General features: G+C 68.4%; 27 protein-coding genes and 1 tRNA gene. 16 read left to right on the top strand and 12 right to left on the bottom strand.

Features of this window, described 5'->3' with window-relative positions; genetic code table 11:
- The coding region (locus NX1_RS12425) for a helix-turn-helix domain-containing protein (RefSeq protein WP_157119696.1) at positions 1-300 on the top strand (300 nt) is incomplete at its 5' end.
- Between the two features lie 9 nt (positions 301-309).
- Here NX1_RS12425 and NX1_RS12420 read toward each other — a convergent pair.
- The 3 genes from NX1_RS12420 to NX1_RS12410 all read right to left on the bottom strand — a co-directional run bounded on the left by NX1_RS12420 (position 310) and on the right by NX1_RS12410 (position 2,488).
- Positions 310-702: a VOC family protein gene (locus NX1_RS12420; protein WP_068057808.1), complete on the bottom strand. Its 393-nt coding sequence runs from the start codon at positions 700-702 to the stop codon at positions 310-312.
- 53 nt (positions 703-755) lie between these two features.
- A complete protein-coding gene (locus NX1_RS12415) occupies positions 756-1,169 on the bottom strand; it encodes an arsenate reductase ArsC (protein WP_068057807.1) in 414 nt (137 codons plus the stop codon).
- Positions 1,170-1,579: 410 nt separating this feature from the next.
- Positions 1,580-2,488, bottom strand: a complete 909-nt coding sequence (locus NX1_RS12410; protein ID WP_068057805.1) for an oxygenase MpaB family protein — start codon at positions 2,486-2,488, stop codon at positions 1,580-1,582.
- 154 nt (positions 2,489-2,642) lie between these two features.
- Here NX1_RS12410 and NX1_RS12405 point away from each other — a divergent pair, with 154 nt between their 5' ends.
- Positions 2,643-3,389, top strand: a complete 747-nt coding sequence (locus NX1_RS12405) for an SIR2 family NAD-dependent protein deacylase (protein WP_068057803.1) — start codon at positions 2,643-2,645, stop codon at positions 3,387-3,389.
- Between the two features lie 24 nt (positions 3,390-3,413).
- Here NX1_RS12405 and NX1_RS12400 read toward each other — a convergent pair whose 3' ends face one another.
- Positions 3,414-4,712, bottom strand: coding sequence for a D-arabinono-1,4-lactone oxidase (locus NX1_RS12400; protein WP_068057801.1), 1,299 nt, complete (start codon positions 4,710-4,712; stop codon positions 3,414-3,416).
- A gap of 56 nt (positions 4,713-4,768) precedes the next feature.
- Complete coding sequence (locus tag NX1_RS12395) at positions 4,769-5,443, bottom strand: TetR/AcrR family transcriptional regulator (protein ID WP_068057798.1); 675 nt, start codon at positions 5,441-5,443, stop codon at positions 4,769-4,771.
- Positions 5,444-5,562: 119 nt separating this feature from the next.
- Here NX1_RS12395 and NX1_RS12390 point away from each other — a divergent pair, with 119 nt between their 5' ends.
- Positions 5,563-7,056 carry an MFS transporter gene (locus tag NX1_RS12390; protein ID WP_068057796.1) on the top strand — a complete coding sequence of 498 codons (1,494 nt, stop codon included), beginning with the start codon at positions 5,563-5,565 and terminating at the stop codon, positions 7,054-7,056.
- A gap of 96 nt (positions 7,057-7,152) precedes the next feature.
- Here NX1_RS12390 and NX1_RS12385 read toward each other — a convergent pair whose 3' ends face one another.
- Complete coding sequence (locus NX1_RS12385; RefSeq protein WP_068057795.1) at positions 7,153-8,328, bottom strand: lipase family protein; 1,176 nt, start codon at positions 8,326-8,328, stop codon at positions 7,153-7,155.
- A gap of 262 nt (positions 8,329-8,590) precedes the next feature.
- Here NX1_RS12385 and crcB (NX1_RS12380) point away from each other — a divergent pair, with 262 nt between their 5' ends.
- The 7 genes from crcB (NX1_RS12380) (at position 8,591) to NX1_RS12350 (ending at position 14,063) form a co-directional block, all read left to right on the top strand.
- Entirely contained in the window at positions 8,591-9,064 is a 474-nt protein-coding gene (crcB, locus tag NX1_RS12380) for a fluoride efflux transporter CrcB (RefSeq protein ID WP_245668456.1), read from the top strand.
- 64 nt (positions 9,065-9,128) lie between these two features.
- The gene (locus NX1_RS12375; protein ID WP_068057793.1) at positions 9,129-9,491 is read left to right on the top strand and encodes a DUF190 domain-containing protein; all 363 of its coding nucleotides are present in this window, start codon (positions 9,129-9,131) and stop codon (positions 9,489-9,491) included.
- Positions 9,488-9,850 carry a fluoride efflux transporter CrcB gene (crcB, locus tag NX1_RS12370; RefSeq protein ID WP_068057790.1) on the top strand — a complete coding sequence of 121 codons (363 nt, stop codon included), beginning with the start codon at positions 9,488-9,490 and terminating at the stop codon, positions 9,848-9,850. The genes NX1_RS12375 and crcB (NX1_RS12370) overlap by 4 nt, the downstream gene beginning before the upstream one ends.
- Positions 9,851-9,897: 47 nt before the next feature.
- Positions 9,898-11,541, top strand: a complete 1,644-nt coding sequence (pgm, locus tag NX1_RS12365) for a phosphoglucomutase (alpha-D-glucose-1,6-bisphosphate-dependent) (RefSeq protein WP_068057788.1) — start codon at positions 9,898-9,900, stop codon at positions 11,539-11,541.
- Positions 11,531-12,874, top strand: a complete 1,344-nt coding sequence (locus NX1_RS12360; protein WP_068057786.1) for an MFS transporter — start codon at positions 11,531-11,533, stop codon at positions 12,872-12,874. Before pgm ends, NX1_RS12360 begins: the two co-directional genes overlap by 11 nt.
- Before the next feature lie 96 nt (positions 12,875-12,970).
- Positions 12,971-13,243 (top strand): hypothetical protein, encoded by a 273-nt coding sequence (locus NX1_RS12355; RefSeq protein WP_068057784.1) that lies wholly within the window; start codon positions 12,971-12,973, stop codon positions 13,241-13,243.
- Between the two features lie 82 nt (positions 13,244-13,325).
- On the top strand, positions 13,326-14,063 hold the full coding sequence (locus NX1_RS12350) for a DsbA family protein (RefSeq protein ID WP_084501360.1): 738 nt from the start codon (positions 13,326-13,328) through the stop codon (positions 14,061-14,063).
- 42 nt (positions 14,064-14,105) lie between these two features.
- Here NX1_RS12350 and NX1_RS12345 read toward each other — a convergent pair whose 3' ends face one another.
- On the bottom strand, positions 14,106-15,635 hold the full coding sequence (locus tag NX1_RS12345; RefSeq protein WP_157119695.1) for a DUF222 domain-containing protein: 1,530 nt from the start codon (positions 15,633-15,635) through the stop codon (positions 14,106-14,108).
- A 53-nt stretch (positions 15,636-15,688) separates the two neighbouring features.
- On the opposite strand from NX1_RS12345, the gene NX1_RS12340 reads away from it, so the two are divergent.
- Positions 15,689-15,761: transfer RNA gene (locus NX1_RS12340), tRNA-Ala, on the top strand.
- Positions 15,762-15,826: 65 nt separating this feature from the next.
- Here the strand turns inward: NX1_RS12340 and NX1_RS36180 are convergent.
- Positions 15,827-16,342 carry a hypothetical protein gene (locus NX1_RS36180; protein WP_157119694.1) on the bottom strand — a complete coding sequence of 172 codons (516 nt, stop codon included), beginning with the start codon at positions 16,340-16,342 and terminating at the stop codon, positions 15,827-15,829.
- A gap of 13 nt (positions 16,343-16,355) precedes the next feature.
- Between NX1_RS36180 and NX1_RS36175 the strand changes: the two genes are divergently transcribed.
- A complete protein-coding gene (locus NX1_RS36175) occupies positions 16,356-16,574 on the top strand; it encodes a hypothetical protein (RefSeq protein ID WP_157119693.1) in 219 nt (72 codons plus the stop codon).
- A 234-nt stretch (positions 16,575-16,808) separates the two neighbouring features.
- On the opposite strand, the gene NX1_RS12330 is transcribed toward NX1_RS36175, so the two are convergent.
- Both NX1_RS12330 and NX1_RS12325 read right to left on the bottom strand, forming a co-directional pair.
- Positions 16,809-17,222: a DUF5994 family protein gene (locus tag NX1_RS12330; RefSeq protein ID WP_068057878.1), complete on the bottom strand. Its 414-nt coding sequence runs from the start codon at positions 17,220-17,222 to the stop codon at positions 16,809-16,811.
- 59 nt (positions 17,223-17,281) lie between these two features.
- On the bottom strand, positions 17,282-17,743 hold the full coding sequence (locus NX1_RS12325) for a DUF5994 family protein (protein ID WP_245668454.1): 462 nt from the start codon (positions 17,741-17,743) through the stop codon (positions 17,282-17,284).
- Positions 17,744-18,037: 294 nt separating this feature from the next.
- On the opposite strand from NX1_RS12325, the gene NX1_RS12315 reads away from it, so the two are divergent.
- Complete coding sequence (locus NX1_RS12315; RefSeq protein ID WP_068057876.1) at positions 18,038-18,745, top strand: TetR/AcrR family transcriptional regulator C-terminal domain-containing protein; 708 nt, start codon at positions 18,038-18,040, stop codon at positions 18,743-18,745.
- An 87-nt stretch (positions 18,746-18,832) separates the two neighbouring features.
- On the opposite strand, the gene NX1_RS37915 is transcribed toward NX1_RS12315, so the two are convergent.
- Both NX1_RS37915 and NX1_RS12310 read right to left on the bottom strand, forming a co-directional pair.
- Entirely contained in the window at positions 18,833-19,051 is a 219-nt protein-coding gene (locus NX1_RS37915; RefSeq protein WP_245668466.1) for a DUF5994 family protein, read from the bottom strand.
- 115 nt (positions 19,052-19,166) lie between these two features.
- Complete coding sequence (locus NX1_RS12310) at positions 19,167-19,823, bottom strand: TetR/AcrR family transcriptional regulator C-terminal domain-containing protein (protein WP_245668465.1); 657 nt, start codon at positions 19,821-19,823, stop codon at positions 19,167-19,169.
- Positions 19,824-20,102: 279 nt separating this feature from the next.
- Here NX1_RS12310 and NX1_RS36170 point away from each other — a divergent pair, with 279 nt between their 5' ends.
- The 3 genes from NX1_RS36170 to NX1_RS35305 all read left to right on the top strand — a co-directional run bounded on the left by NX1_RS36170 (position 20,103) and on the right by NX1_RS35305 (position 22,357).
- A complete protein-coding gene (locus tag NX1_RS36170; RefSeq protein ID WP_157119692.1) occupies positions 20,103-20,276 on the top strand; it encodes a hypothetical protein in 174 nt (57 codons plus the stop codon).
- Between the two features lie 71 nt (positions 20,277-20,347).
- Positions 20,348-21,571, top strand: coding sequence for a fatty acid desaturase family protein (locus NX1_RS12305; protein ID WP_068057772.1), 1,224 nt, complete (start codon positions 20,348-20,350; stop codon positions 21,569-21,571).
- Positions 21,572-21,841: 270 nt separating this feature from the next.
- On the top strand, positions 21,842-22,357 hold the full coding sequence (locus NX1_RS35305) for an ATP dependent DNA ligase (RefSeq protein ID WP_084501357.1): 516 nt from the start codon (positions 21,842-21,844) through the stop codon (positions 22,355-22,357).
- Positions 22,358-22,406 lie beyond the last annotated feature (49 nt).

Below are 22,406 nucleotides of genomic sequence, written 5' to 3'. Positions count from 1 at the left end.
GCGGCGCTGCACGCGGGCCGGTCGGTGGCGGCGACCGCCGACGCCGCGGGGCTCGGCGCCAGGCTGCTGCACCGCCGGTCGCTGGCCGCCTTCGGTTACGGACCCAAGATGCTGGCCCGCATCCTGCGTCTACAGCGGGCGTTGGCTGTCGCCTCTGCGGGCACGCCGCCCGCCGACACCGCGATCGCCGCAGGTTACGCGGATCAGGCCCACCTCGCGCGCGATATGCGAGAGCTGGCCGGAATGCCGCTCGGGGAATGGCTGGCCCGCCGCGGACGAGACCGGCCGAGCGGCGCGTAGGGAGGAATCTCAGTTCAGCGGCGCGTACAGGTCGACGCCGTTGCCGTCGGGATCGTTGATCACGGCGTAGCGCTGGCCCCACGGCGCGTCCCACGGCTTCAGCTCCCCCTTGTAGCCCGCCGAGGTGAGATCGGCGTAGACCGAATCGACCTCGGCCGCGTCGGCGCAGCGGAAGGCGAGACCGATGCGGCCGGCGCCGCTCGGCGGCTGCCATTCGGGGTGGAAGGAGCGCACGACATCCTCGGTGTCGAGTGCGAGCCGCATGCCGCCCGCGAGCTGGGCTTCCACGTGTGGCTCGGTCTCCGCGTCGGCCGGGAACTCCAGGCCGAGGCGGCGATAGAAGTCCAGCGAGGCGGCCATGTTCGAGGTGACGATGCCGACGAAGTCGAGTTGCGGAGTCATATCGGCAGCGTAAGGGCGGTGCGCCGGTGCGGTCTTGAACGAATCGGACGCGGTCAGTGGGTTCGCGCGGGCACCAGTTCGGCGATGAGGTTCTCGACCAGGATGCGGATCCGATCGCGGATGGTTCGGACCACCTCGATGGTCTGATCGGTCGGGTCTGGCAGCACCCAGTCGCGGTAGCTGATGCCGGGGAAGAACGGGCAGGCGTCGCCGCAGCCCATGGTGATCACCACGTCGGAGACGCCGACGGCCTCGTCGGTCAGCTTGCGCGGCGTCTTGCCGGAGATATCGATGCCGACCTCGGCCATGGCCGCGACGGCGACCGGATTCAGGGTCGCCGCGGGTGCGCTGCCCGCGGACCGTGCCTCGATGCGGTCGTCGGCGAGGGCGGTGAGAAACCCGGCGGCCATCTGGGATCTGCCTGCGTTGTGCACGCAGACGAACAGCACACTGGGTTTGTGGGCCATCGGGCAGCCTTTCGGGTGGTGCGATGCTGGGTGGTGGCCGGACCGGTCCGGCGGTGCGGTGTGGTCCCGGTGCGTGCCGTCCGGAAGGTTTGGGCCGAAACGCTGTCGTAGCGTAAGGGATACGGACGATCGGTCGGCGAGGATGGTGGACCTCTCGCGGCCGTATCCGACCCATCGTCGCACGGTGCCGAGGTGTTCGTGCTGCTAGAGGCATCGAGACGGAAAAGTCGTCGTTGTGACGAAGGTCTACATCCGGACAGAACGGACCCGTCGCTCGCGAAAGTGGTACGCGGCGGCGCATGTCCGACGAGAACGCTTGCCGCGCTTGTCGACTCCGTTGCGCTTTCGGCGCCGAACGCGGGACCGCCGCGACACCCGAGGATGTCGCGGCGGCAGGTCGTGGTGCGGAGTCAGATCGGACGCAGGTCGATCACCTTGCGCAGCCGCGCCCGGTCGCGTTCGAGTCGCCGCGCCTCGTAGGCGATGGGGAAGTAGCGCACCCGTTCGGGAAGGAGGGGAACGATCCGCGCGATCAACCAGCCCAGCGCTCGCAGCTTGCGCTCGTCCGCGGCGGTCCAGGTGAGGCCGAGCTTGCGCCGGGCGGCTTCCGGTGTGGTGCCGACGGTGACGAAGTACTGCATCCGTCCGATCGGCGCGACCGCGGCGCGCCACAGCGGCGTGAGGAACCGCGGCAGCTGCTTCGGCGGCGCGACCGAGCGGATGACGCGCAGGTAGTCGTGGGCGGTGCGCGTCTCGCACAGGTGGTTCTCGACCATGTCGGCGAAGAACTTCTCGAAGGCGGCGTAGTTCTCCGGAATCTCCTTGGGCGCCACCGAGAAGTTGCGCATCAGCTGCAACGTCTCCTGGTAGTACGCCTCCTTCTCGGCGTAGGTGAGCGGGCTGCGGCCGAAGTACTCGGCGCTCTCGGTGAAGGCGAAGGTTCCGGTGTGCAGCACCCAGGCCCACGGCCCTGACGCGAGCGCCTTGTGCCGCACGCCCGCGGCGTCGGTGGTGTTCAGCGAGGCGTGCATGGAGCGAAGCCGGTCGGCCTCGGCGAGCGCCTCCTCGCCGCCGTAGACCCACATCATCACCGAGGAGAGGCTGCGCACGGCACGGCCCATGGGGTCGGTGCGGAAGCTGGAGTGCTCGTCGACGACGGCGGAGATGGTGGGCTCCATGGTCTGCAGGAGGAAGGCGGAACCCGCGGTCAGCGAGAACGTGATGAGGCCGGTCTCGTCCCACATCCGGGTGCCCGGCGCGAAGGGACGGCGCGGTGGCAGTTCCCGCGCGGTGTTCTCGAGTGCGGCGGACGCGGTCATTGTGCGATCTCCTTTGATCGACCTTTTCAGAACGATGAGATGATTAGCATACCAATCTCTCATTCTCTTGTCGTGCGGAAAGATCGGCCGGTGGCCCGTCCCGTGTCGCGCGACCTACGCTGGCTGCCATGACGACGGAGCGGGCGGAGCGGGCATGACGGGGCAGTGGCGCGAGCGCACCGGCCGGATAGGCGTGCTCACGGGTGCGGGGATCTCCACCGACTCGGGTATCCCGGATTTCCGCGGGCCGCGCGGAGTCTGGACGAAAGACCCGATCGCCGAACTGCTCTCGACCTACGACAACTATCTGGCCGACCCGGATCTGCGGGAGCGCGCATGGCTGGCACGGCGCGACAACCCCGCGTGGCAGGCGACGCCGAACGCCGCGCACGAGGCGCTCGTCGAGCTCGCGCGGGCGGGCCGCGCGGTCACGATCATCACCCAGAACATCGACCGGTTGCACCAGCGCGCGGGCACGCCGCCGGAGCGCGTCGTCGAGATTCACGGCAACATGTTCGAGGTCGTCTGCGTGGAATGCGCTTTCGAGACGAGCATGGCCGCCACCCTCGAGCGAGTCGCGGCGGGCGAACCCGATCCGCCTTGCCCCGAGTGCGGCGGCGTCCTCAAGGCCGCGACGATCATGTTCGGCCAGCAGATGGATCAGCGCACCCTGGTCAAGGCCGCGATCACCGCCGAGACCAGCGACATCTTCCTGGCCATCGGCACCTCGCTACAGGTCGAACCGGCCGCGTCGATGTGCGCCGTCGCCGTCCGCGCCGGCGCCGACCTGATCATCGTCAACGCCGAACCGACCCCCTACGACGACATCGCCACCGAAGTGATCCGGGAACCGATCGGCACCGCCGTCCCCCGCCTCGTCTCCGAAATCATCGGCGCCTGAACGCCTTCGGCGCGGACGCTGGGATCAGCCGATCGACCCGAGGATGCGATCCAGGTAAGGGTTGGCGAAGCGGCCCTTGGGGTCGAAGCGGCGGCGGACCTCGGTGAAGCGGTCCCAGTCCGGGTAACGCTCGCGCAGGGTGTCGGCGGTCTGGAAGTGGCGCTTGCCCCAGTGTGGGCGGCCCTGGTAGCGGTCGAAGACCTCTTCGCAGGCGCGGAAATACGGCTCCCACTCCATGCCGCGGTACTGGTGCACGGCGATGTAGCAGGTGTCGCGGCCGCCCGCGGGGGAGAGGAAGGCGTCGTCGGGCGCGACCCAGCGCACCTCGATCGGCATGGGCGTCTGGAAGCGCGCCGACACCTCTTTGATCTCCCTGATGGCCGCGGCCGAATGTTCGCGCGGGATGGCGTATTCCATCTCCGTGAAGCGAAACAGCCTGGGAGAGGCGAAGACCCGATAGGACCGGTCGACTTGGCGGCGGTAGCTGCCCGCGTAGGCGGCGCCGCGGTGAATCCACGGGATGACCGCGGGCTGCCGCTTGGCGAGGCGGCACAGCGCGTCGAAGGCGTGGTTGGACATGAGAATGTCGGCGAACCAGTCCAGCACCTTGCCGCGCGGCTGTTCCGCCAGGTCGACGCGGTTGTTGCGCTTGGTCATCGCCAGCGGGCTGTGCGCGAACATGTAGAACTCGAAGTGCTCGTTGCCGTCGACGTAGGCATCCAGGTCGGCGAGCACCTCCTCCACCGGGACCGGCCGTTCGACTCCTTCGAGCACGAACGAGGGCACCAGTTGCAGAGTGACCGCCGTGACCACGCCGAGCGCGCCCACGCTGACCCGCGCCGCCCGCCAGCCGTCGGGATCGCTCTCGGCGTCGAGCTCGACCCGGCTGCCGTCGGCGAGCATCAGCTCGACCGAATGCAGTGCGGCGGAGATGTTCTGCAGCGTCGCGCCCGTGCCGTGCGTGCCGGTGGCGGTGGCGCCCGCGATGGTCTGCACGTCGATGTCGCCGAGGTTGGGGAAGGCCAGTCCCGCGGCGTGCAGCGCCGCGCTGGCCGCGTTGAGGGTGATGCCCGCCTCGACCCGTGCCCGGCCGGTCGCGGCGTCGAGTTCGAGGACGCGGTTCATCCGCGAGAGGTCGAGCAGCGTGCCGTCGGTGAGCACGGTGTCGGTGAAGGAGTGCCCGGCGCCCGCGACCCGTACGGTCTGCCCGCGGTCCGCCGCGGCCGCGAGCAGCTCGGCGAGTTCCTCGTGGTTGCGCGGGGACGCGACCGTCGCCGGCGTGCAGTGTTGATCTCCGGCCCAGTTCACCCACGAATTGGTCATGTGTCCAACTTTAGGGTATCCACTGTGACGCGCGCTACCCGCGCTCGGTTTTTCGATTACCGGCGGCGCCCCACGCAGACGTGCGCCTTGGCCGTTTCGACTTCTTCGTCGTTCAGTGGCGCGACCAGCAGTGGCATGCGCGGGATGGAATCGGCGCGCACCCCGTTCAGCATGATGGCCGCATACCGTTGCCACACATCGGGATTGACGGGCTTGGCGAACTCGGCCAGTGCGTCGACCATGTGGATCAGCGCGAAGAAGTCACTCGCCTCGATATCGGGCTGTAGCGTCCCCGCGTCGCGGGCGCGGTCGATCACGGCCGCGACGGTCGGCCTGATGCGATCGCGTAGCGCGGCGAACCGCCCCGGGTCCTCCTCGAGCTCGAGCATGACCTCGCTGAAGCCGCGGTTGTTCGCCAGATGCCTGCAGGCGTACTCGAAGAACTGGACCAGCCCGAGCCAGGGATCGGGGTGCTGCGCCGCCTCCTCGGCCGCGACGGCGAACTCGCCGATATGCTGCTCGAAGACCTCGGCGATCAGCTCCCTCTTGTTGGCGAACCGCCGGTACACGGTCCCTACGCCGACGCCCGCCTTCTCCGCGACGTCGTCGAGGGTGATCTCGAGTCCGTGCTCGGCGAACAACTCGCGCGCCGCGGCGACGATGCGCTGCTGATTGCGCGCGGCGTCGGCGCGCAGGCGCCGAGGTGGAGCGGGGGCCGTGGCGTGATTCACACCCCCATGTTAGCAACGACCGGGATTAAGCGGAGGCATTCCCTCCGTTAACGTGGTAGCTTCTACCGGTAAGCGGAGGTCATATCTCCGCATCGATACTTCGGACTTCGAGGGGACCTATGACTACCGCGATCGATCGTGGGGCGCCAGCCCCCGAGAAAGCCGAGCGCCGCGGCTCACACGCGCTGCGCTGGTGGGTGCTCGCCGTGCTCGGCGTGGCACAGCTGATGGTGGTGCTCGACGCCACCGTGGTGAACATCGCACTTCCGGCCGCCCAGCAGGACCTCGGCTTCAGCGACGCCGATCGCCAGTGGGTGATCACCGGCTACGCGCTGGCATTCGGCAGCCTGCTGCTGCTCGGCGGACGACTGAGCGACCTGTTCGGCCGCCGCAACACCTTCATCGTCGGCCTGGTCGGCTTCGCAGCCGCCTCGGCCATCGGTGGCGCCGCACCAAACTTCGAGGTGCTCGTCGCGGCTCGCGTCGGCCAGGGCGTGTTCGGCGCGCTGCTCGCGCCCGCCGCGCTGTCGCTGCTGACCGTCACCTTCACCGAACCGGCCGAGCGGGCCAAGGCCTTCGGCATCTTCGGCGCGGTCGCCGGTACCGGCGGCGCGATCGGCCTGCTGCTCGGCGGCGCGCTCACCGAGTGGGCCAACTGGCGCTGGGTGATGTTCGTCAACCTGGCCTTCGCGGCCGCCGCGCTGGTCGGCGCGGTGCTGCTGCTCGCCAAGCACGTCAGCGCCGAGCGCCCCAAGCTCGACATTCCAGGCACCGTCGTGGTGACCGCCGCGCTGTTCGGCATCGTCTACGGCTTCTCGCACGCGGAGACCGACGGCTGGACCAACGGCGTCACCCTGGCCTTCCTCCTCGGCGGCGCCGCGCTGCTCGCGGTGTTCGTCTGGCTGGAGTCCCGGGTCGCGCACCCGCTGCTGCCGCTGCGAATCCTGCTCGACCGCACCCGCGCCGGCTCCTACATGACCGTGTTCGTGATGGGCATCGGCATGTTCGCGATCTTCCTCTTCCTGACCTACTACATGCAGCTGAGCCTGGGCTACTCCCCGATCAAGACCGGTGTGGCGTTCCTGCCGATGGTGGCCGCGATGATCGTCTCCTCGACCACCACGCCTTCGCTGCTGCTGCCCAAGTTCGGTCCGAAGATCGTGGTGGCCGCCGGCTTCCTGATCGCCGCCGCCGGCATGGCCTGGCTGACCAGGATCGGCCTGGACACCGGCTACGGCACGCACATCCTGCCCGCCCTGATCCTGATGGGTCTCGGCCTCGGTGGCGCCATGGCGACCTCCTTCCAGGGCGCGACCTCGGGCGTGCACCACGAGGACGCGGGCGTGGCCTCGGCCATGATCAACACCAGCCAGCAGGTCGGCGGCTCCATCGGCACCGCGCTGCTGAGCACCATCGCCGCCTCGGCCGCGACGGACTACCTGTCCACCGCGCGGCCCGGCCCGCTGGCCGTCGCGCAGGCCCAGATCGAGAGCTACACCACCAGCTTCTGGTGGGCCACCGCGATCTTCGTCCTCGGCGCCGCGCTCTCCGCGGTGCTGATGCCGAACACCCAGCCCGCGCCGGCGGAGGGTGAGCCGGTGCTCGCGCACTGACCGGAAGGCAACTCGAAACCCTCCCGAGGTAACTCGAAAAGCACAGCGCCCGCTCCGGTTTCGACCGGACGCGGGCGCTGTGCCGTGCGGCGACCGTCAGCAGTTGCTCGGAGCGGGGATGCCCGCGAATCGGTCGGACAGATAACCGAACGCCCGCGGCGCGCCCTTGATGCTCGCCGCGTCGTGGTCGGCGCCGGGAACGATGTCGAGCTGCACCGGCGTGCCCGCCCGGCAGTAGCGCGCGGTGACCGCGCGGACCGAGCCGGGATCGACGTCGTCCGCCTCGCCGTGCCACTGGTACACCGGAGCGCGCGGGATGCCGGGGAAGGTCTCCAGGCTGTTCTCGTCCAGGACACGGACGGTGGACGAGTCGTCCGCCAGCGGTCCGTCCAGCACATCGGAGAAGCTGCGGTTCTCGCCCGCGCTGATGATTTCGTCGGTGCAGGCGTTGGCGATCTGATCGCGCAGCGTCCGCCCGGCCGGATTGAGCCTGCCCGACAGGTCCATCTGTCCGGGGTATTCGCGTTCCAGGCCCATCATGGCCGCGAAGCCGAGCCCGAACAGCCGGTTCGGGCTGGCGCCGAGATCGCGGGCGAGCGTGCCGAGGTTCACCGGCACCCCGCCCATGGCCACGCCGACGAGCGGCAGCTCCGGTGCGTACTCCGGCGCGAGCGCGGCCGCGAATCCGGTGGCCATGCCCCCGCCGGAATAGCCGGCCAGGCCGATCTGGCTGCCCGCGAGGCCCGCTGGGCCGAAACGCTCGGCAGCGCGGAGTCCGTCCAAGGTGATTCGGCCGCCGAGCTGGGCCGCGCCGTACGCGCTGGTCGGGCCGAGGTGGTCGGGGACCGCGACGGCCCACCCCCTGGCGAGCAGCAGGTTCAACGCGGACGCCTCCCGCATGCCGCCGTCGAAGAGGCTGTGCGATGGCGCGCACTGCATGCCGAGCGAATTGACGAACGGCTGATACGAGACCAACGGACGGCCGAGCCCGCCGCCCGGCGGCACCAGCACCGTGGTCACCGCCGCGATCGGTTGGTTCGCGGAGTCGGTGGTGCGGAACAGCAGCTGCCACACCGTCGAGCCGGGAAAGCTCGCGGTGGTAACGACCCTGCTGCGCAGCACATCTCCGGGCTGGAACGCGGCCAGATCGGACGGCGCGGCGTAGAACCCGTCCGCGTCGGGGATCGGATAGATCGGCTGCGCCGTCGCGGGCGCCGCATGCCCGAGGCAGGTCGCCGCGGCAGCGAGCGCCGCCATGGCGAGCCGCCGCATCGGACGTGTTCGCCCGCCTCCGCTCGAAGTTTGCTGCGGCACGAAACGTGGCCCCGCCGCCGTCGTCGGACGCGCGTCGGGTAGTGCCCGTCGTGCTGCCATCGTCGCTCCAGTGCCGAAGGGATAGGGGAGGGTGGAACCGTCGCGAAACCTTGGGGGCATTGGTAGTCCGCGGCGTGACCCATGTCAACGAACGCAGCTGTTCGTCATACGTGTCCCCTGGGCGAACCGACCGGGTGGTCCTACCGTTAGCATGACGCCGATGACGTTCGGCGCGGCAGGAGGTCAGCAGATGGGCTCGCAAGCCCGCGTTCCGGCTGTCGAGCCCGCGGTGCTCCTGGTGATCTCGTTGGGCGGCGGCCTCGGTGCCGTGATGCGGTACGCGGTCGGACTCCGGTGGCCGCCGCAGCCGGGACAGGTGCCGTGGGCTACCTTCACCGTGAATGTCGTCGGTTGCTTCGCGATCGGAACCCTCATGGTTCTGATCACCGAGGTCTGGGTAGCCCACAGACTGCTGCGCCCCTTCGTCGGTGTCGGGTTGCTGGGCGGTTTCACGACCTTTTCGACCTATAGCCTCGAGATTCGTAGACTGCTCGAATCAGGCGCCACGACCGAGGCGCTGGGCTATCTCGGGGGGACGCTGGCAGCGACGCTCGTCGCGGTTTGGATCGGCATGGGGGTGGCGCGGCTCGCGGCGGGCACGGCAGGACCGCGACAGCGCGGTGCACGACGGTGAACGGCGCATCGCCCGACGGCGACGCGGTGGACGACTGGGACGTACTACGGAAGGGGGTCATGCGATGAGTGGTTCACCCGTGGACGCGGGGCAGTGGCGGCAGGCCGCGCGGTTGACGGTGCTGCTCGACGAGGACGACAAGTGGCGGCACGGCCCCCTGTACCACGAGATCGTGCGCCGCGCGCGCGACGCGGGCCTTGCGGGCGCGAGCGTGTGGCGCGGCGTCGAGGGCTACGGCGCGTCCTCGCGCATCCACACCAGCCGCCTCCTCGATTTGGCCGAACATCTTCCGGTGCAGGTGATGATCGTCGACGAGCCGCAGCGGCTGCGGTCGTTCGTCGAGTTGAACGCCGAGGTGCTCGGCGGCGTGACCGTCACGCTGTCGCCGGTGGAGACCTGGCAGTCCGCACTCGGGGTGGCCCGATGACCACGGTCCTCGTCGTGCTCGGTGGCATGATCGGCGCGCCGCTGCGCTATCTGATCGACCGCGCTATGGCCGCTCGTTTCGAATCCCTGCTGCCTTTGGGCACTTTGACCGTTAACATTGTCGGTTCGGCGGTGCTGGGCGGTTTGTACGGCGCGAGCGCGGGCAGCTGGGTCCTGTCGTTGGCGGGAACCGGCTTCTGCGGCGCGTTGACGACTTTCAGCACATTTGGTTACGAGACCATCCGGCTGGTCGCGGAGGGTGCCTACACCTACGCGGTGGGCAATGTCGTGATCAGCGTGGCGGCCAGCCTGGCCGCGGTGTACGCCGCCGCGTCCGCGACCCAGTGGTTGTGGGCATGATCTTGATGACGAGCCGGGCGCAGCCGACCTGGAAGGGAGACCCGAGCATGGCCCATGATCGAGCCGGGCGACCCGCGCGGGCGACCGACCTGGAGGACATCGCCCACCTGGTGACCGCCTACTACAGCCACATCCCCGACCCGGCGATACCGGCCCAGCAGGTGGAGTTCGGCACCTCGGGACATCGCGGGTCCAGCCTGGACTGCGCGTTCAACGAGGCGCACATCCTCGCGATCACCCAGGCGATCGTCGAATACCGCGCCACCAGGGGCATCACCGGTCCGGTGTATCTGGCCAGGGACACCCACGCGCTGTCCGAGCCCGCCTGGACGACCGCGCTCGAGGTGCTCGCCGCCAACGACGTCACCGCGGTGATCGACGCCCGCGACCGCTACACCCCGACTCCAGCGCTGAGCCACGCGGTGTTGCGGCACAACACCAACGGCACCAAGCACCAGGCCGACGGCATCGTGGTCACGCCGTCGCACAATCCGCCGCGCGACGGCGGCTTCAAATACAACCCGCCGCACGGCGGTCCGGCCGACACGGTCGCCACCGACGCCATCGCCGCGCGGGCGAACGAGCTGCTGCGCACCGGGCTGTCCGAGGTCAAGCGCACCACGTTGCAGCACGCACTGGCCACCAGCGTCCGGCGCTACGACTATCTCGACAACTACATCGCCGACCTGCCGAACGTGTTGAACCTGGACGCGATTCGCGGCGCGGGCATCCGCCTCGGCGCTGACCCGATGGGCGGTGCCAGCGTCGACTACTGGGAGGAGATCGGCCAGCGCTACGACCTCGAACTCGAGGTCGTCAACCCGTTCGTCGACCCGACCTGGCGCTTCATGACGCTGGACAGCGACGGCAAGATCCGGATGGACCCGTCCTCGCGCTACGCCATGGCGGCGCTGGTGGCGATCAAGGACGACTACGACATCTCCACCGGCAACGACGCCGACGCCGACCGCCACGGCATCGTCACGCCCGACGGCGGGCTGATGAACCCCAACCACTTCCTCGCCGTCGCTATCGAATACCTGGTGGCGAACCGGATCGGCTGGGACGCGCTCACCAAGATCGGCAAGACCGCGGTCACCTCGTCCATGATCGACCGGGTGGTCGGTGTGCTCGGCCGCGACGTGCACGAGGTGCCGGTCGGTTTCAAGTGGTTCGTGCCCGGATTGTTCAGCGGTAGCCTCGCTTTCGGCGGGGAAGAGAGCGCGGGCGCCTCGTTTCTGCGGATGGACGGCACGGTGTGGACCACCGACAAGGACGGCATCCTGCTCGCGCTGCTCGCCGCCGAGATCGCCGCGTGCACCGGACAGACGCCGTCCGCGCGCTACGTCGAGCTGGAGCGCCGCTACGGCAGCCCCGCCTACGCCCGCATCGACGCCACGGCCACCCCGGAACAGAAAGCCCGGCTGACGCGGTTGACTCCTGACGTGATCACCACCAAGGAGATCGCGGGCGAGCCGATCACCGCCGTGCTCACCCGCGCGAGGGGCAACGGCGCGCCGTTGGGCGGACTCAAAGTCACCACGGAGAACGCCTGGTTCGCCGCGCGTCCGTCCGGCACCGAGGACAAGTACAAGATCTACGCGGAGTCGTTCCACGGCAGCGAGCACCTGGCCCAGGTGCAGGCGGCCGCGGAGGAGATGGTGGGCAAGGCGCTGACAGGTGAGCTGTAGAGCCAGGGCGCAGGCGAGCACGAGAGCCGGAGGACTGCCCAGCGAGATCTGGGTGCTGGTCGGAGCCGCGTTCGTCATCGCCATCGGATTCGGATTGGTGGCGCCGGTGCTGCCGCAGTTCGCGCGCAGCTTCGGCGTCGGGGTGGCCGCCGCGTCCGCGATCGTGAGCGCGTTCGCGTTGATGCGGCTGCTGTTCGCGCCGGTCAGCGGTCGGCTGGTGCAGCGGCTGGGGGAGCGTTGGGTATACCTGTCCGGCCTGCTGATCGTCGCGGTGTCCACCGGAGCGAGCGCGCTGGCCCAGAGTTATTGGCAGCTGCTGGCTTTGCGCTCGGTCGGCGGCATCGGCTCGACCATGTTCACCGTGTCGTCGCTGGCGCTGGTGATCCGCCTGTCGCCGCCGGAGCAGCGCGGGCGGGTGTCGGGCCTGTGGTCGACGAGCTTCCTGATCGGATCGGTGAGCGGTCCGCTGGTCGGCGGCGCGCTGGCCGGTCTCGGGCTGCGCGCCCCATTCCTCATCTACGCCGCGGCGCTGCTCGCGGTGAGCGCCGCGGTCTACCTCAGTCTGCGCCGTTCGCATCTGGCCGCACCCGAGGTCACCGGTGAATTGCGCGTCATGACCTTCCGCCAGGCGCTGGCCCGCCCCGCCTACCGCGCGGTGCTGTGGTCCAACTTCGCCAACGGCGCCGCGATATTCGGCGTCCGCATGGCGCTCGTGCCGCTGCTCGTGGTCGAGGTGCTGCGGCAGCCGACCGGCATGGCGGGCGTCGCGCTCACGGCGTTCGCCGCGGGCAATGTCGCGGTGCTGTTCCTCTCCGGCCGTTTGTCGGACCGGTGGGGGCGCAAGCCGTTCCTCGTCACCGGTTCGCTGGTGTGCGCGCTCGGCACCGCCGGGCTCGGCTACGCTCCCGACCTCGGCTGGCTCCTGGCGACCTCCGTCGTCGCCGGACTCGGCTCTGGCATGCTGACGCCGACCCAGCAGGCCGCGCTCGCCGACATCATCGGCCCCAAGGCGCGCGGCGGGCCGGTGCTCGCGGGCTTCCAGATGGCCGCCGATCTCGGCACGGTAGTCGGCCCGGTCGCCGTCGGCGCCCTCGCCCAGCAGACCTCCTACGGGCTGGCCCTCGCCGTGACCGGCGCGCTGCTGGCCGTAGCGGCCGTGGCATGGGCGGTCGTCCCCGAACCGCTGCAACGGCACACCGCCGAGTCCGTCACCGCCGTTCCGTGCGACGACGCGGAGTATCAACTGGCCCATCGCGTCGCCGAGGAGTGCGAGGAGCCGCGCGACCTGACGCACGACGAACGGCATGCCTCGCCCACCGGCTCGCGTTCCTAGCCGGGCCGGAATCTCCGCGCCAGACACCAGAATTCGGGCCGGCGCCCGGTCCGCGCGGTGCGTAACGGTCTCACGCGCCGAGCGAATTCGACCGTCGTGCCATCCGAGCTGTCCGATTGCGGCACCCGTCCGGAGCGCGCCGTCGCGGCTCAGGTGGTCGGCGGCCGAGGCCAGTTCCTCTGCCTCAACCAAGGCGTGTTCGTCGGCGCGCCGCTGGACGGCTCCGGCAAGGGCGGCGGCAAGGTCCTGCCGTACGGCGCCACCATCATCGTTCGTGGGACGGCGTGCACCTCGTTGCCGTCGGGCATCCGCTGTGACGCGGCCGGGCACGGGTTCGTGATCGCCGCCGACGCTCAGTCGCTGTTCTGAGCCGCGTCGCGAGCGGCGCCGGTGTGCGCGACTCGCGCCGCCCGGCGCACATCGGCCGCGGGGATTGCGGCAGAGTGTTGACGTGAGTCAATCGCGTTCGAACTACACCCCGCGCCCGATGTCCAGCGCGACCAGCTACGCGCTCGGCGGCGTCGCGCTCGCGCTGATCGTGTTGATCGTGTTCCTGGCGTTTCGCTGGAGCCGGGACGAACCGGACGTGCGCAACGACGGCTACGGGCCGGTCCGCGACGCCGGTGTACACGCGGTGTTGCAACCCGACGGCGTCGTCGTCCTCGGCAAGCAGGACGTGCCCAAGATGATCGACGTCTACGAGGATCCGCTGTGCCCGGCCTGCGGCGCGCTGGAGCGCGTCTACGGACAGGAATTGGCCCAGAAGCTGGACGAGGGCAAGCTCGCGGTGCGGTACCACTACGTCAACTTCCTCGACCCGAAGTCGAGCAGCAAGGACTACTCGACGCGCGCGGTCGCCGCCTCGGAATGCGTCGCCGAGGCGGGCAGCGGCCCGGTGTACTCGAAGTTCCATGAGCTGCTGTTCGTGTCGAAGCAGCCGGAGGAAGGCGGCGACGACCTGAGCAACGAGCAGCTGTCCGCCCTGGCGAGGGACGCGGGAGCGCCCGAATCGGTCGTGCGGTGCGTGGCGAGCGGGGTGAAGGTTGCGGATGCCAAGGCGCACGCGAAGGCGGCGATGGACGACCTGAACGCCCGGTTGGACGGCCGCGCCGCGACACCGTCGGTGTTCGACGGACAGAACAAGATCGACGTGAACAACGAGGAGTGGGTCGTCGAACTGACCCGGTGAGCGCCCGGCTCCCCCGGTGAGCCGGGCGGTTCAGCGCGCGGCTCAGGCCAGGTCCGTCGGGAGGTCGTCCGGGATGTCGTCCTCCGGCGCGATGCGGCTGAGCTGCCGGTGCAGCGGTATGTGGCCGTCCAGTGGGTAGAGCAAGTCCTCGCCGGTCGGGCGGTCTGCGGTGAACGGGCTCGGCTCGGCGCTGCACGCAGCTACCTGCGGCGGTTCCGAAATACTCGAAAAAGCTTGTCCACCAACGGTTCTTACTGCGGGCAGTGCGATATCGGTGTGCGGGAAGAGGTATCGCGCGCCCTCCCGACCCGTCGTGTGCACGTCACCGTTCGGCGCGGTCCATTGCATCCGATCGCGATCCGCGCGCCACACGCGCCATCGCTGTTTCCTCTTGTCCGCCAACGACTTCAGTCGGTGATGCCGCGAACAGAGCACCGCGAGCCCGCTGCCGCCGCGCGCCAGTTCGGCTTCCGCGGCCGGGATCGTGCACCCGGGAAACCGGCACATCCCGTCCACCGCCCGTATCTCGCGCCCCACGCGTCGCTGCGCCGCCTCCTCCGTCACGCCCGCGTCGGTGTTCGAATGCTCGGGCACCACTTGGAATTGCGCGTGCTCGGCGAGCAACCGGGCCAGCGCCGCGTCGATCGGCCCGTAGCCGGCCAGGAACGCGGGCGCTTCCCGCATATCCAACAGCGACTCCGCGGCGATCCCGATCTGGATCAGCGGGCCGCGCGGCGGCTGCGCGGGCGCACCGGCTTTCGGGCACCGTTCGCCGCGGCCGCAGTGACAGCGCAGCCGCCCCGACCCGTCCGCGAGCGCCACCAGCGCGTCGGCCCGCCGCTGCGGCATCGTCCTCGGATCCGCGGCGCACACCTGCAAGCTCATCTCCCGCAATCGCATCGCTACCGTCTGCGCCCCGGGGGCGGGTAGTAGCCCGTCGAACACCGCCATGCTGTCCTGCACGGCGCGAATCCGCACGTCGCGGTCGTCCTGCCGCCGTTCGCGCCGCCGCTGCGCACCGGCGGGATCCAGCCGGTGCGCCCACCGCCGCGCCGCCTGCCGCAAACGCGCGGGATTGGTCCGCGCCGCCGCCTCGAGCAGCCGCGGTTCCAGCGCGCCGACGACCTCCTTCGTCAGCGCCCGCGTGCTGTCCACGATCACGCGCACTTTGGCCAGGTCGATCCGCCCTGCCGCGAACGCCGCCCTGGTCCGCGGCAGTGCCTCCTCGAGAACCAGCCCGATATCGATCAGCGCCCCCGCCGTTCCCTCGTCCACATACAGTGCCACCGCCGCCTCGGCCGCCGCGAACTCCCCGGCCCGCACCCCGCCCGGCCCAGGCTCGGCGCTCGCGGCCCGGTGTCTCCGATACAGCTCGCGCACCGCGAACACCTCCGCCGCCTGCGCCGCGGCCGCCGCCCCGTGCGCCGCCCTGAGCGAGTCGATCAACCCTTCGTCACTCATGGCCCCGAAGTCCATTGCAGAGAGCTGATTTTGTTCGAACATGTGTTCGATTCTACGGGTCTGGTCAACCCGCCCGCCACCCCTTCTTCCAGGCGATTTGGCTGCGGACACGCCGGTGGTGTAACTTTCATCAGGCGCGAGGGAAACCGAGCGCGACCCACCAAGGGGCTATGGCGCAGCTGGTAGCGCACCACACTGGCAGTGTGGGGGTCAGGGGTTCGAGTCCCCTTAGCTCCACTCAGAAATGGCCTGGTCAACGACCAGGCCATTAGTCTTGTTGCAGGTCCGCGTCACCACCGCGGTCACCACTTGGCGCTTCTCAGGCGACACGTCGACACGTCGACGACCCTGGAGGCTACGCAATGCCCACACCACGTCCACGCAAGGACGGCGCGGTCAGCTGGCAGGTCCCGTTCCACTACTACGACACCGACGGCCAACGTCGGCAGTCTTCGGAAACCTTCGACGACTACAGCGACGCTCAGTGGTGGGCCGACCTCATCGACAAGATCGGTATCAACGAGGCGCTCGAGGTCCTCGGGACCGAACGCGATACCGGCTCGGAAGTCGTGTTGCTCATCGACTGGCTGCGCCGCTACGTCGATCGGCTCACCGGCGTTCAGGACGACGGCCGCCGCAAATACCACGCCTACATCGACAACGACATCGTCCCATTCTTCGGCGAACGCGCGCCCCTGGAAGCTGTCACCCAGGACACCGACGCCGCCTGGATCGTCTACCTCGAACAGGACAAGGGCAACAAACCCAAGACGATCAAGAACAAGCACGGCTTCCTCCGGCGCACTGCGGGCGGCCACCCAGCAAGTCCCGGTGCCATTGCTGCCGTTCAACCCGTGCGCGAGCACCCGACTGCCGCGTCACACGCAATCCGAGATCGACATCTTCGACAACGACGAGTGGGAATTGTTCGAGCAACTGCTGGCCGAACGCTGGCGGGCGCAGGCGGAGTTCGGCCTTGTCTCGATGGCCCGGCTCGGTGAGATCGGCGCGCTGCTCGTACGTGCCTGCATGCTCGCTCTCGCCGCCTGAACAGCACAATCACCTCATAACCGAGCGGCATCCATTCCATTTCATTTCCTTTCACTGCGAATGGAATCAAATGGAGTGGAACCGATTCTTGAAGCGGTGACCGGGCGCGCCACCAGCACCACGCCGAATCGCTGCCAATAGCCCGGCCGCACCGACAGCACGCCCGCCCGGAAGCGCGGCGCACACCATCCGGGAGCCGGTCGCCCGGCAACTCGCATGGCCGGAGTCGCCGATTCAGGATTTCCCTGACGCACGCCGCATCTGGTCGTCTGCTTGATCCGGTGGGGTGTCGGCGGGGATGACGAGCAGAGTCAGCTGGGCGTCGTTCGTGCCGAGCAGGTGCATGGTGCCGGGTGGTTGACCGGCATCGGGTCCGTGTACTTCGACGCCGTCCGGGTTGTCGATGCGGCGTTGGCTGAGACTGACCGTGTTCCAGTCGAAGCTGACGCGAGCGGTGGGGCCGAGGCGCGGGGTGAGGGCGCTGATCAGGTCGTGCAGTTCGGCGGTGAGGTTGTTCGTCCAAGGCCACCAAGCGCCGTCGACGCGCTCGGAGCCGGTGCCGGGTTCACGCAGCAGGACACGTGGGGTGCGGGTCGGTGTACGGAAGGGTTGACGGTCGGGTTCGGGCGGGCCGGTATTCCGGCTCATGTCGTGGTGGTTGGTGATCGGGCGTTGTCGCACGATTCGGGGCATGTCTGTTCCTCTGCTCATCGGGATATGCGGGCTGCTGATGCGGGGGTGACGGCGGCCATCAGGGCCTTGTGCGCGGTGTCGTCGGCGGTGGACGACGGAATTACGCGGAGCACGATCAGGTCGCGGTCGCGGCCGAAGATGTACATCGTGTTCCACAGTTCGAAGGGATAGGGATCGAGCCGGACGGTGTGACCGTTGACGGTCGTCTGCCGGGGCGTGTCCGACCAGCACGCGGGGTCGTAGACGACTCGCCAGATGGGGCCGAGTCGGACGGTCAGGACGGCGAGGAGATCTGGCAGTTCGGTGGTGAGTTCGCGGGAGCGCGGCCACCACGCGCCGTCGAAGTATCCGCCACGTTCGGCTTTCGGCTTCAACCTCAAGCGGGGTGTGTAGTCGGGCGGAACGCGATGGCGGGCGTACTGCGGGCGGATCTGTTCGTGCGCCATGGTGGTGCTGTTGTTTCTGTGGAGTCGCATTTCGAGTCCTCTCGAGGCGTTGTTCGCGCATGGTCGCGCCATGGCGTGGGTGGTCGCCGGGGCCGCGCGTATGACCATGCGGTGGCCGGGGGTGGCGTCGCCAGCGGATCAAGTGGCCGTTGGTGCCCGCGAGCATGAGCGTGAGCGAATACCTGATTCGGTCCGGATCGGCGACGTGCAGACCGGATAGTCGCCGTGTATGTCCAGTACACGCCGTTTCCCTCGTTGTGTCAACGTTGTAGGTCTACACTCGTAACCTCATCGGAGATTGCGAGGACGATGGAGGCATCCGAGATGGCCGAAGTTCCGAACCGGCGGCCGGTTCGCGCGAGAACCGGCGGGGGCAGCGGTCCGGTCACCAGGGCGGCTGTGCTGGCCGCGGCGCTCGAGATCATCGATCGCGATGGGGTCGAGGGGTTGTCGATGCGGCGGCTGGCCGAGGCGGTGGGGCGGGACCCGATGGTGATCTACCGGCATGTGCCGAACAAGGCGGCGGTGCTCGATGGTGTGGCCGAGATCGTGTTCGCACAGCTGGCGGTGGATGCCGCGGACCCGGACTGGGCGGCGCAGTTGCGGGCGGTCGCCCGCGATTTCCGCCGGCTGGCTCTGGCCCATCCGCGGGTGGTGCCGCTGCTGGTGACCCGGCCGCTGGCCACACCATTGGGGTTGCGTCCCTATGCGGTGGTCCGTCCCCTGGAAGACATTCTCCAGTTGCTCACTCGTGCCGGGTTTTCCGGTACCGACGCGCTGCATATCTACCGTGCGGTGTTCGGATTCCTCTACGGGCACGTTCTGAACGAGTTGCAGGAGATCGTGGAGCGTCCCGAGGAGACCGACGATGTGCTGCGGCTCGGGCTGCACCGCCTGCCGATCGGGCAATTCCCGTTGTTGCGCGAACTGGCACCGGTCTTGGCTGCCTACGACGGCGCGGCCGAACTCGAACGCGGTCTGGACATCCTGCTCACCGGTCTCAGCGCCACGCTGCCGGGTCCCGGGCGATGACGTGTGGCTCAGCCTGCGTCGAGGGAACTGCCTTCGAGGGAACCGCCTTCGGAATCCCAGCATTGCTGTGCGGCAATCGTTTCGGCATCATCGGTGGACGCAAGCTCGACTCGTACGGTGTGCCTGCCGCCGCTGACCCCGAGGACATCGATGGTGTGCGCAGGCTTGTGCTGGTAGCCGTCGAGCCGGACCTGTCGCCCAGCGTTGGCGAGTTTGCCTGGTCCATTCGTCGAGGTGATAGATCACTCGATGGATCGGGCCGAGCTGGCCCCCGAGTACCGCGAGCAGATCTGGCAGCTCGGCCACGAGGTCGTTGCCGTACGGCCGCCACACCCCGACGGTGCCCGCTGTGTCGAACTGGAACCGCGGTCGATGGACGGACGGTATCTGCCGCTCGGGGCGATTTTGCTCAGTTGTAGCGTCATGTCCGACGCTCCCATCTCGGCCGCGCCGCGGCCGGGTTCAAGGTCTCGGTGAGACCGGTGATCAGGATGTCCAGGCCGCGTTCGAGTTCGGCTGCGCCGTCGTAGGCGGCCAGATCCGAGGCGAGACCGCGAAGCAAGGGAAATTCGCCGATCGGTAGGCGGTGCAGGCCCAGACGCAGCAGGTCGGTGGTCTCTTCAGGGCGTTCGACGATTTCCTGGAGTTCGTTGAGGACGTGGCCATAGAGGAATCCGAACAGCGCGCGGTAGATGTGCAGGGCGTCGGTCCTGCTGAAGTCGGCTCGGACGAGCAGCTCCAGAGTTCGTTCCAGCGGCCGCAGGGTGCCGAGTGGCCGCAGTCCGAGCGGAGTGGACAGCGCGTGCGTGACCAACAGGGGAACCACGTTCGGGTGGGCCACGGCCAGCCGGCGGAAGTTGCGGGCGATGATGCGCAGTTGACGGCGCCAGTCGGGGTCGGCGGGCTCGACAGTCAGCTGTTCGAGCACGATCTCGGCGACACCGTCGAGGAGTGCGGCCTTGTTGGCCGCGTGCCGGTACAGCACCATCGGGTCGCGGCCGAGCGCCTGGCCGAGGCGCCGCATCGACAGGTGCTCGACACTCTCGCGATCGATGATCTCGAGCGCGGCCACCAGCATCGCAGACCGGGTCAGCGGGCTGTTCGTGGCGTTGTCGCGGTCGGCGTAATCTGCTGAGACGCCTGTGGAAACGATCGGTTCGGCCTTGATTCGGCTCATCGGATCAGCGTCTCCTCTCGGTCGGACGCTGTCGTTGTTACCGTTGTAAGTCTACGCTGTAGACAGACGGTGTAGGCAGCCTTTAAGCTAGATGCAACCGGTTCGCGCATCCGCTGGTAGGCAAGGCAGATGCGAGGAGTTCGTGGCCGAACTGCGCGACCGGGAGATTGGAACATTCCGATGACGATCAAGCACAAGATCGCGAGCCGGGCCCGGGCAGGATGGGTGAGGTTGCAGACGCTGCTCGCCAGACCCGACGAAGACAGCCGCCGCCGGACGGATATCGGCGGCAGGCGTCCCGGCGGCCCCATCGAACGAGCCGGGCGCAAGCTGAGACAAGCCTTCGAACGCTGACCCGGTCTCGACCGCCTGCGGGTAGGACTTGTGTCCGCGGCAAGCACTCAGGAGATTCGAGGACATAACGAATGGCAATCACGCAGGTGGCCGTCTACGCACACTTGAGCGATACGGATGTCGAAGCATTGGGGCGGGAACTCGACGCGATTCGCCGTGACATCCTGGATCGGCGCGGCGCCCGGGATGCCGCGTATATCCGTCGGACGATCGCGTTCCAACGAATACTGGATGTCACGGCCCGGCTGGTGATCGCCTGCACCCGAACGAAACGCGGCTGGTTGCTGGGGACGACGGCGCTGGCGGCGGCAAAGAGCATCGAGAACATGGAAATCGGCCATAATGTGTGCCACGGCCAATGGGATTGGATGAACGACCCGGAAATTCATTCCAGCACTTGGGAATGGGACATGGCGGGTCTGTCGTTCCAGTGGCGCTATTCGCACAACTATCGCCATCATGTGTACACCAATGTTCTCGGTATGGACGACGACATCGGGTTCGGCGTGATGCGGATGACCCGCGACCAGCGGTGGGGACCGTCGTTGCTGTTGCAGCCGGTGCAGAACCTCTTTCTGGCGGTGACTTTCGAGTGGGGGATCGCTCTGCACGATCTGTACTCCGAGCGCGACCGCGCGGCCACCCCGGCGGAGAAGACCGCCCAGACCAGAGCCCTGATCGGGAAGATCGCGCGGCAGATCGGCAAGGACTATGTGCTCTTTCCGGCGCTGAGCGGGCGGCACTGGCGCCGCACACTCGCCGCGAATGTCGCCGCCAATACGCTGCGCAATCTCTGGGCGTATGTGGTGATATTCTGCGGTCATTTCCCTGACGGCGCAGAGAAATTCACCCCCGACGCCGTGCAGCACGAGACCAAGGCCGAGTGGTATCTGCGGCAGATGCTCGGGACCGCGAATTTCCAGGCCGGGCCGGTGCTGGCGTTCCTGAGCGGAAACCTGTGCCATCAGATCGAACACCATCTGTTTCCCGACCTGCCCAGCAACCGGTACGCCGAGATCGCCCGGCGCGTACGCGCGTTGTGTGACAAGTACGACCTGCCCTACACCACCGGACCGCTGATCCGGCAGTACCTATTGACCCTGCGCACCATTCACAAGTTGGCCCTACCGGACAGCTTCCTGACCGCGACTTCCGACGACGCACCAGAAACCGCCTCCGAACGCAAGTTCGGCGCACACCCTGAGATCGGTGTCGGCGCATTCCCTCGGCGCGGACTGCGCACCGCGCTGAGCCTCGCACGCCGGTTTCCTTCCTCCCGAGGATCGAACCTCTAGTGCACTGGTGCTGATCGGCCGAGTCCGCGCGGCTGATGCGCCGAGTCCCATTGCGCATCCGGCAAGCGGCGACGCGGTCCAGCCGTTCGACGAGTACCTACCGCGCGTCGACGCCGTCGCAGGGAGCGAGTGCGGCAAGGTAGGGGTCCTTCAATGCGCTGAGGAAGGGACAGAATGCCCTACATCACGCATTAACACAAAGCCCGTGTTACCCGAGCAATCCCGGATGTCGCCACGTCATCTACACTCGCACAGCGAGTTCCGACACCAATGTCGGGCAGTGAATGGACCGGTATCCCGGTCGACACCATACTCGCCACCGCGGCAACCCACGGACTGGAAGGCATCGTCAGCAAGCGCCTCGACTCCGTATATCGGCCTGGCACCCGGTCCCGGCTGTGGCTGAAGACGCCACTGCGGCGAAGTGCCGAAGTGATCATCGTTGGATGGGTCGCTTCCAGCGGCGGCGGAGAGTTCGGGGCGCTGGCCTCCCTAGTCCTCGGCGCTTACGACCAGGCCGGTCGGCTGGTCTATGTCGGGAATGTCGGCACCGGCTTCAGCGCGGCGGCCCGCCGGGCTCTGCGTCGCCGTCTGACCGAACTGGCGATCATCGAACCACCCTTCGACCGATCCCCACCGCCAGAACGCGCCACCGGGGTGCACTGGGTGTCGCCGCGACTCGTCGGAACCGTCGAATACCGCGAATCCGCCGGAGCCCTCCGCCACCCCAGCTGGCGCGGACTGCGGGTCGAGATCGATCCGGCCACCGCCGGCCTCCCCGACTAGGCACACGGGGGGCGAGACGTTCAACATTTGGAACGCCAGACGGTGTTGT

Origin of the sequence: Nocardia xishanensis NBRC 101358, assembly GCF_001613365.1 — a bacterium.
GTDB lineage: Bacteria > Actinomycetota > Actinomycetes > Mycobacteriales > Mycobacteriaceae > Nocardia > Nocardia xishanensis.
The sequence above is the reverse complement of the archived record's forward strand: the minus strand, read 5'-3'. Positions and strand labels throughout refer to the sequence as shown.

Bases quoted from the DNA above. Each gene is read 5' to 3' on its own strand.
- NX1_RS12325 (WP_245668454.1), bottom strand. From the start codon at position 17,743: ATGCGACTCCACAGAAACAACAGCACCACCATGGCGCACGAACAGATC.
- NX1_RS12330 (WP_068057878.1), bottom strand. From the start codon at position 17,222: ATGAGCCGGAATACCGGCCCGCCCGAACCCGACCGTCAACCCTTCCGT.
- pgm (WP_068057788.1), top strand. From the start codon at position 9,898: ATGGCCCATGATCGAGCCGGGCGACCCGCGCGGGCGACCGACCTGGAG.
- crcB (WP_245668456.1), top strand. From the start codon at position 8,591: ATGACGTTCGGCGCGGCAGGAGGTCAGCAGATGGGCTCGCAAGCCCGC.
- NX1_RS35305 (WP_084501357.1), top strand. From the start codon at position 21,842: ATGTCGGGCAGTGAATGGACCGGTATCCCGGTCGACACCATACTCGCC.
- NX1_RS36170 (WP_157119692.1), top strand. From the start codon at position 20,103: ATGACGATCAAGCACAAGATCGCGAGCCGGGCCCGGGCAGGATGGGTG.
- crcB (WP_068057790.1), top strand. From the start codon at position 9,488: ATGACCACGGTCCTCGTCGTGCTCGGTGGCATGATCGGCGCGCCGCTG.
- NX1_RS12420 (WP_068057808.1), bottom strand. From the start codon at position 702: ATGACTCCGCAACTCGACTTCGTCGGCATCGTCACCTCGAACATGGCC.
- NX1_RS12375 (WP_068057793.1), top strand. From the start codon at position 9,129: ATGAGTGGTTCACCCGTGGACGCGGGGCAGTGGCGGCAGGCCGCGCGG.
- NX1_RS12390 (WP_068057796.1), top strand. From the start codon at position 5,563: ATGACTACCGCGATCGATCGTGGGGCGCCAGCCCCCGAGAAAGCCGAG.
- NX1_RS12405 (WP_068057803.1), top strand. From the start codon at position 2,643: ATGACGGGGCAGTGGCGCGAGCGCACCGGCCGGATAGGCGTGCTCACG.
- NX1_RS12415 (WP_068057807.1), bottom strand. From the start codon at position 1,169: ATGGCCCACAAACCCAGTGTGCTGTTCGTCTGCGTGCACAACGCAGGC.
- NX1_RS12310 (WP_245668465.1), bottom strand. From the start codon at position 19,823: ATGCTGGTGGCCGCGCTCGAGATCATCGATCGCGAGAGTGTCGAGCAC.
- NX1_RS12385 (WP_068057795.1), bottom strand. From the start codon at position 8,328: ATGCGGCGGCTCGCCATGGCGGCGCTCGCTGCCGCGGCGACCTGCCTC.
- NX1_RS12400 (WP_068057801.1), bottom strand. From the start codon at position 4,712: ATGACCAATTCGTGGGTGAACTGGGCCGGAGATCAACACTGCACGCCG.
- NX1_RS12305 (WP_068057772.1), top strand. From the start codon at position 20,348: ATGGCAATCACGCAGGTGGCCGTCTACGCACACTTGAGCGATACGGAT.
- NX1_RS12410 (WP_068057805.1), bottom strand. From the start codon at position 2,488: ATGACCGCGTCCGCCGCACTCGAGAACACCGCGCGGGAACTGCCACCG.
- NX1_RS12315 (WP_068057876.1), top strand. From the start codon at position 18,038: ATGGCCGAAGTTCCGAACCGGCGGCCGGTTCGCGCGAGAACCGGCGGG.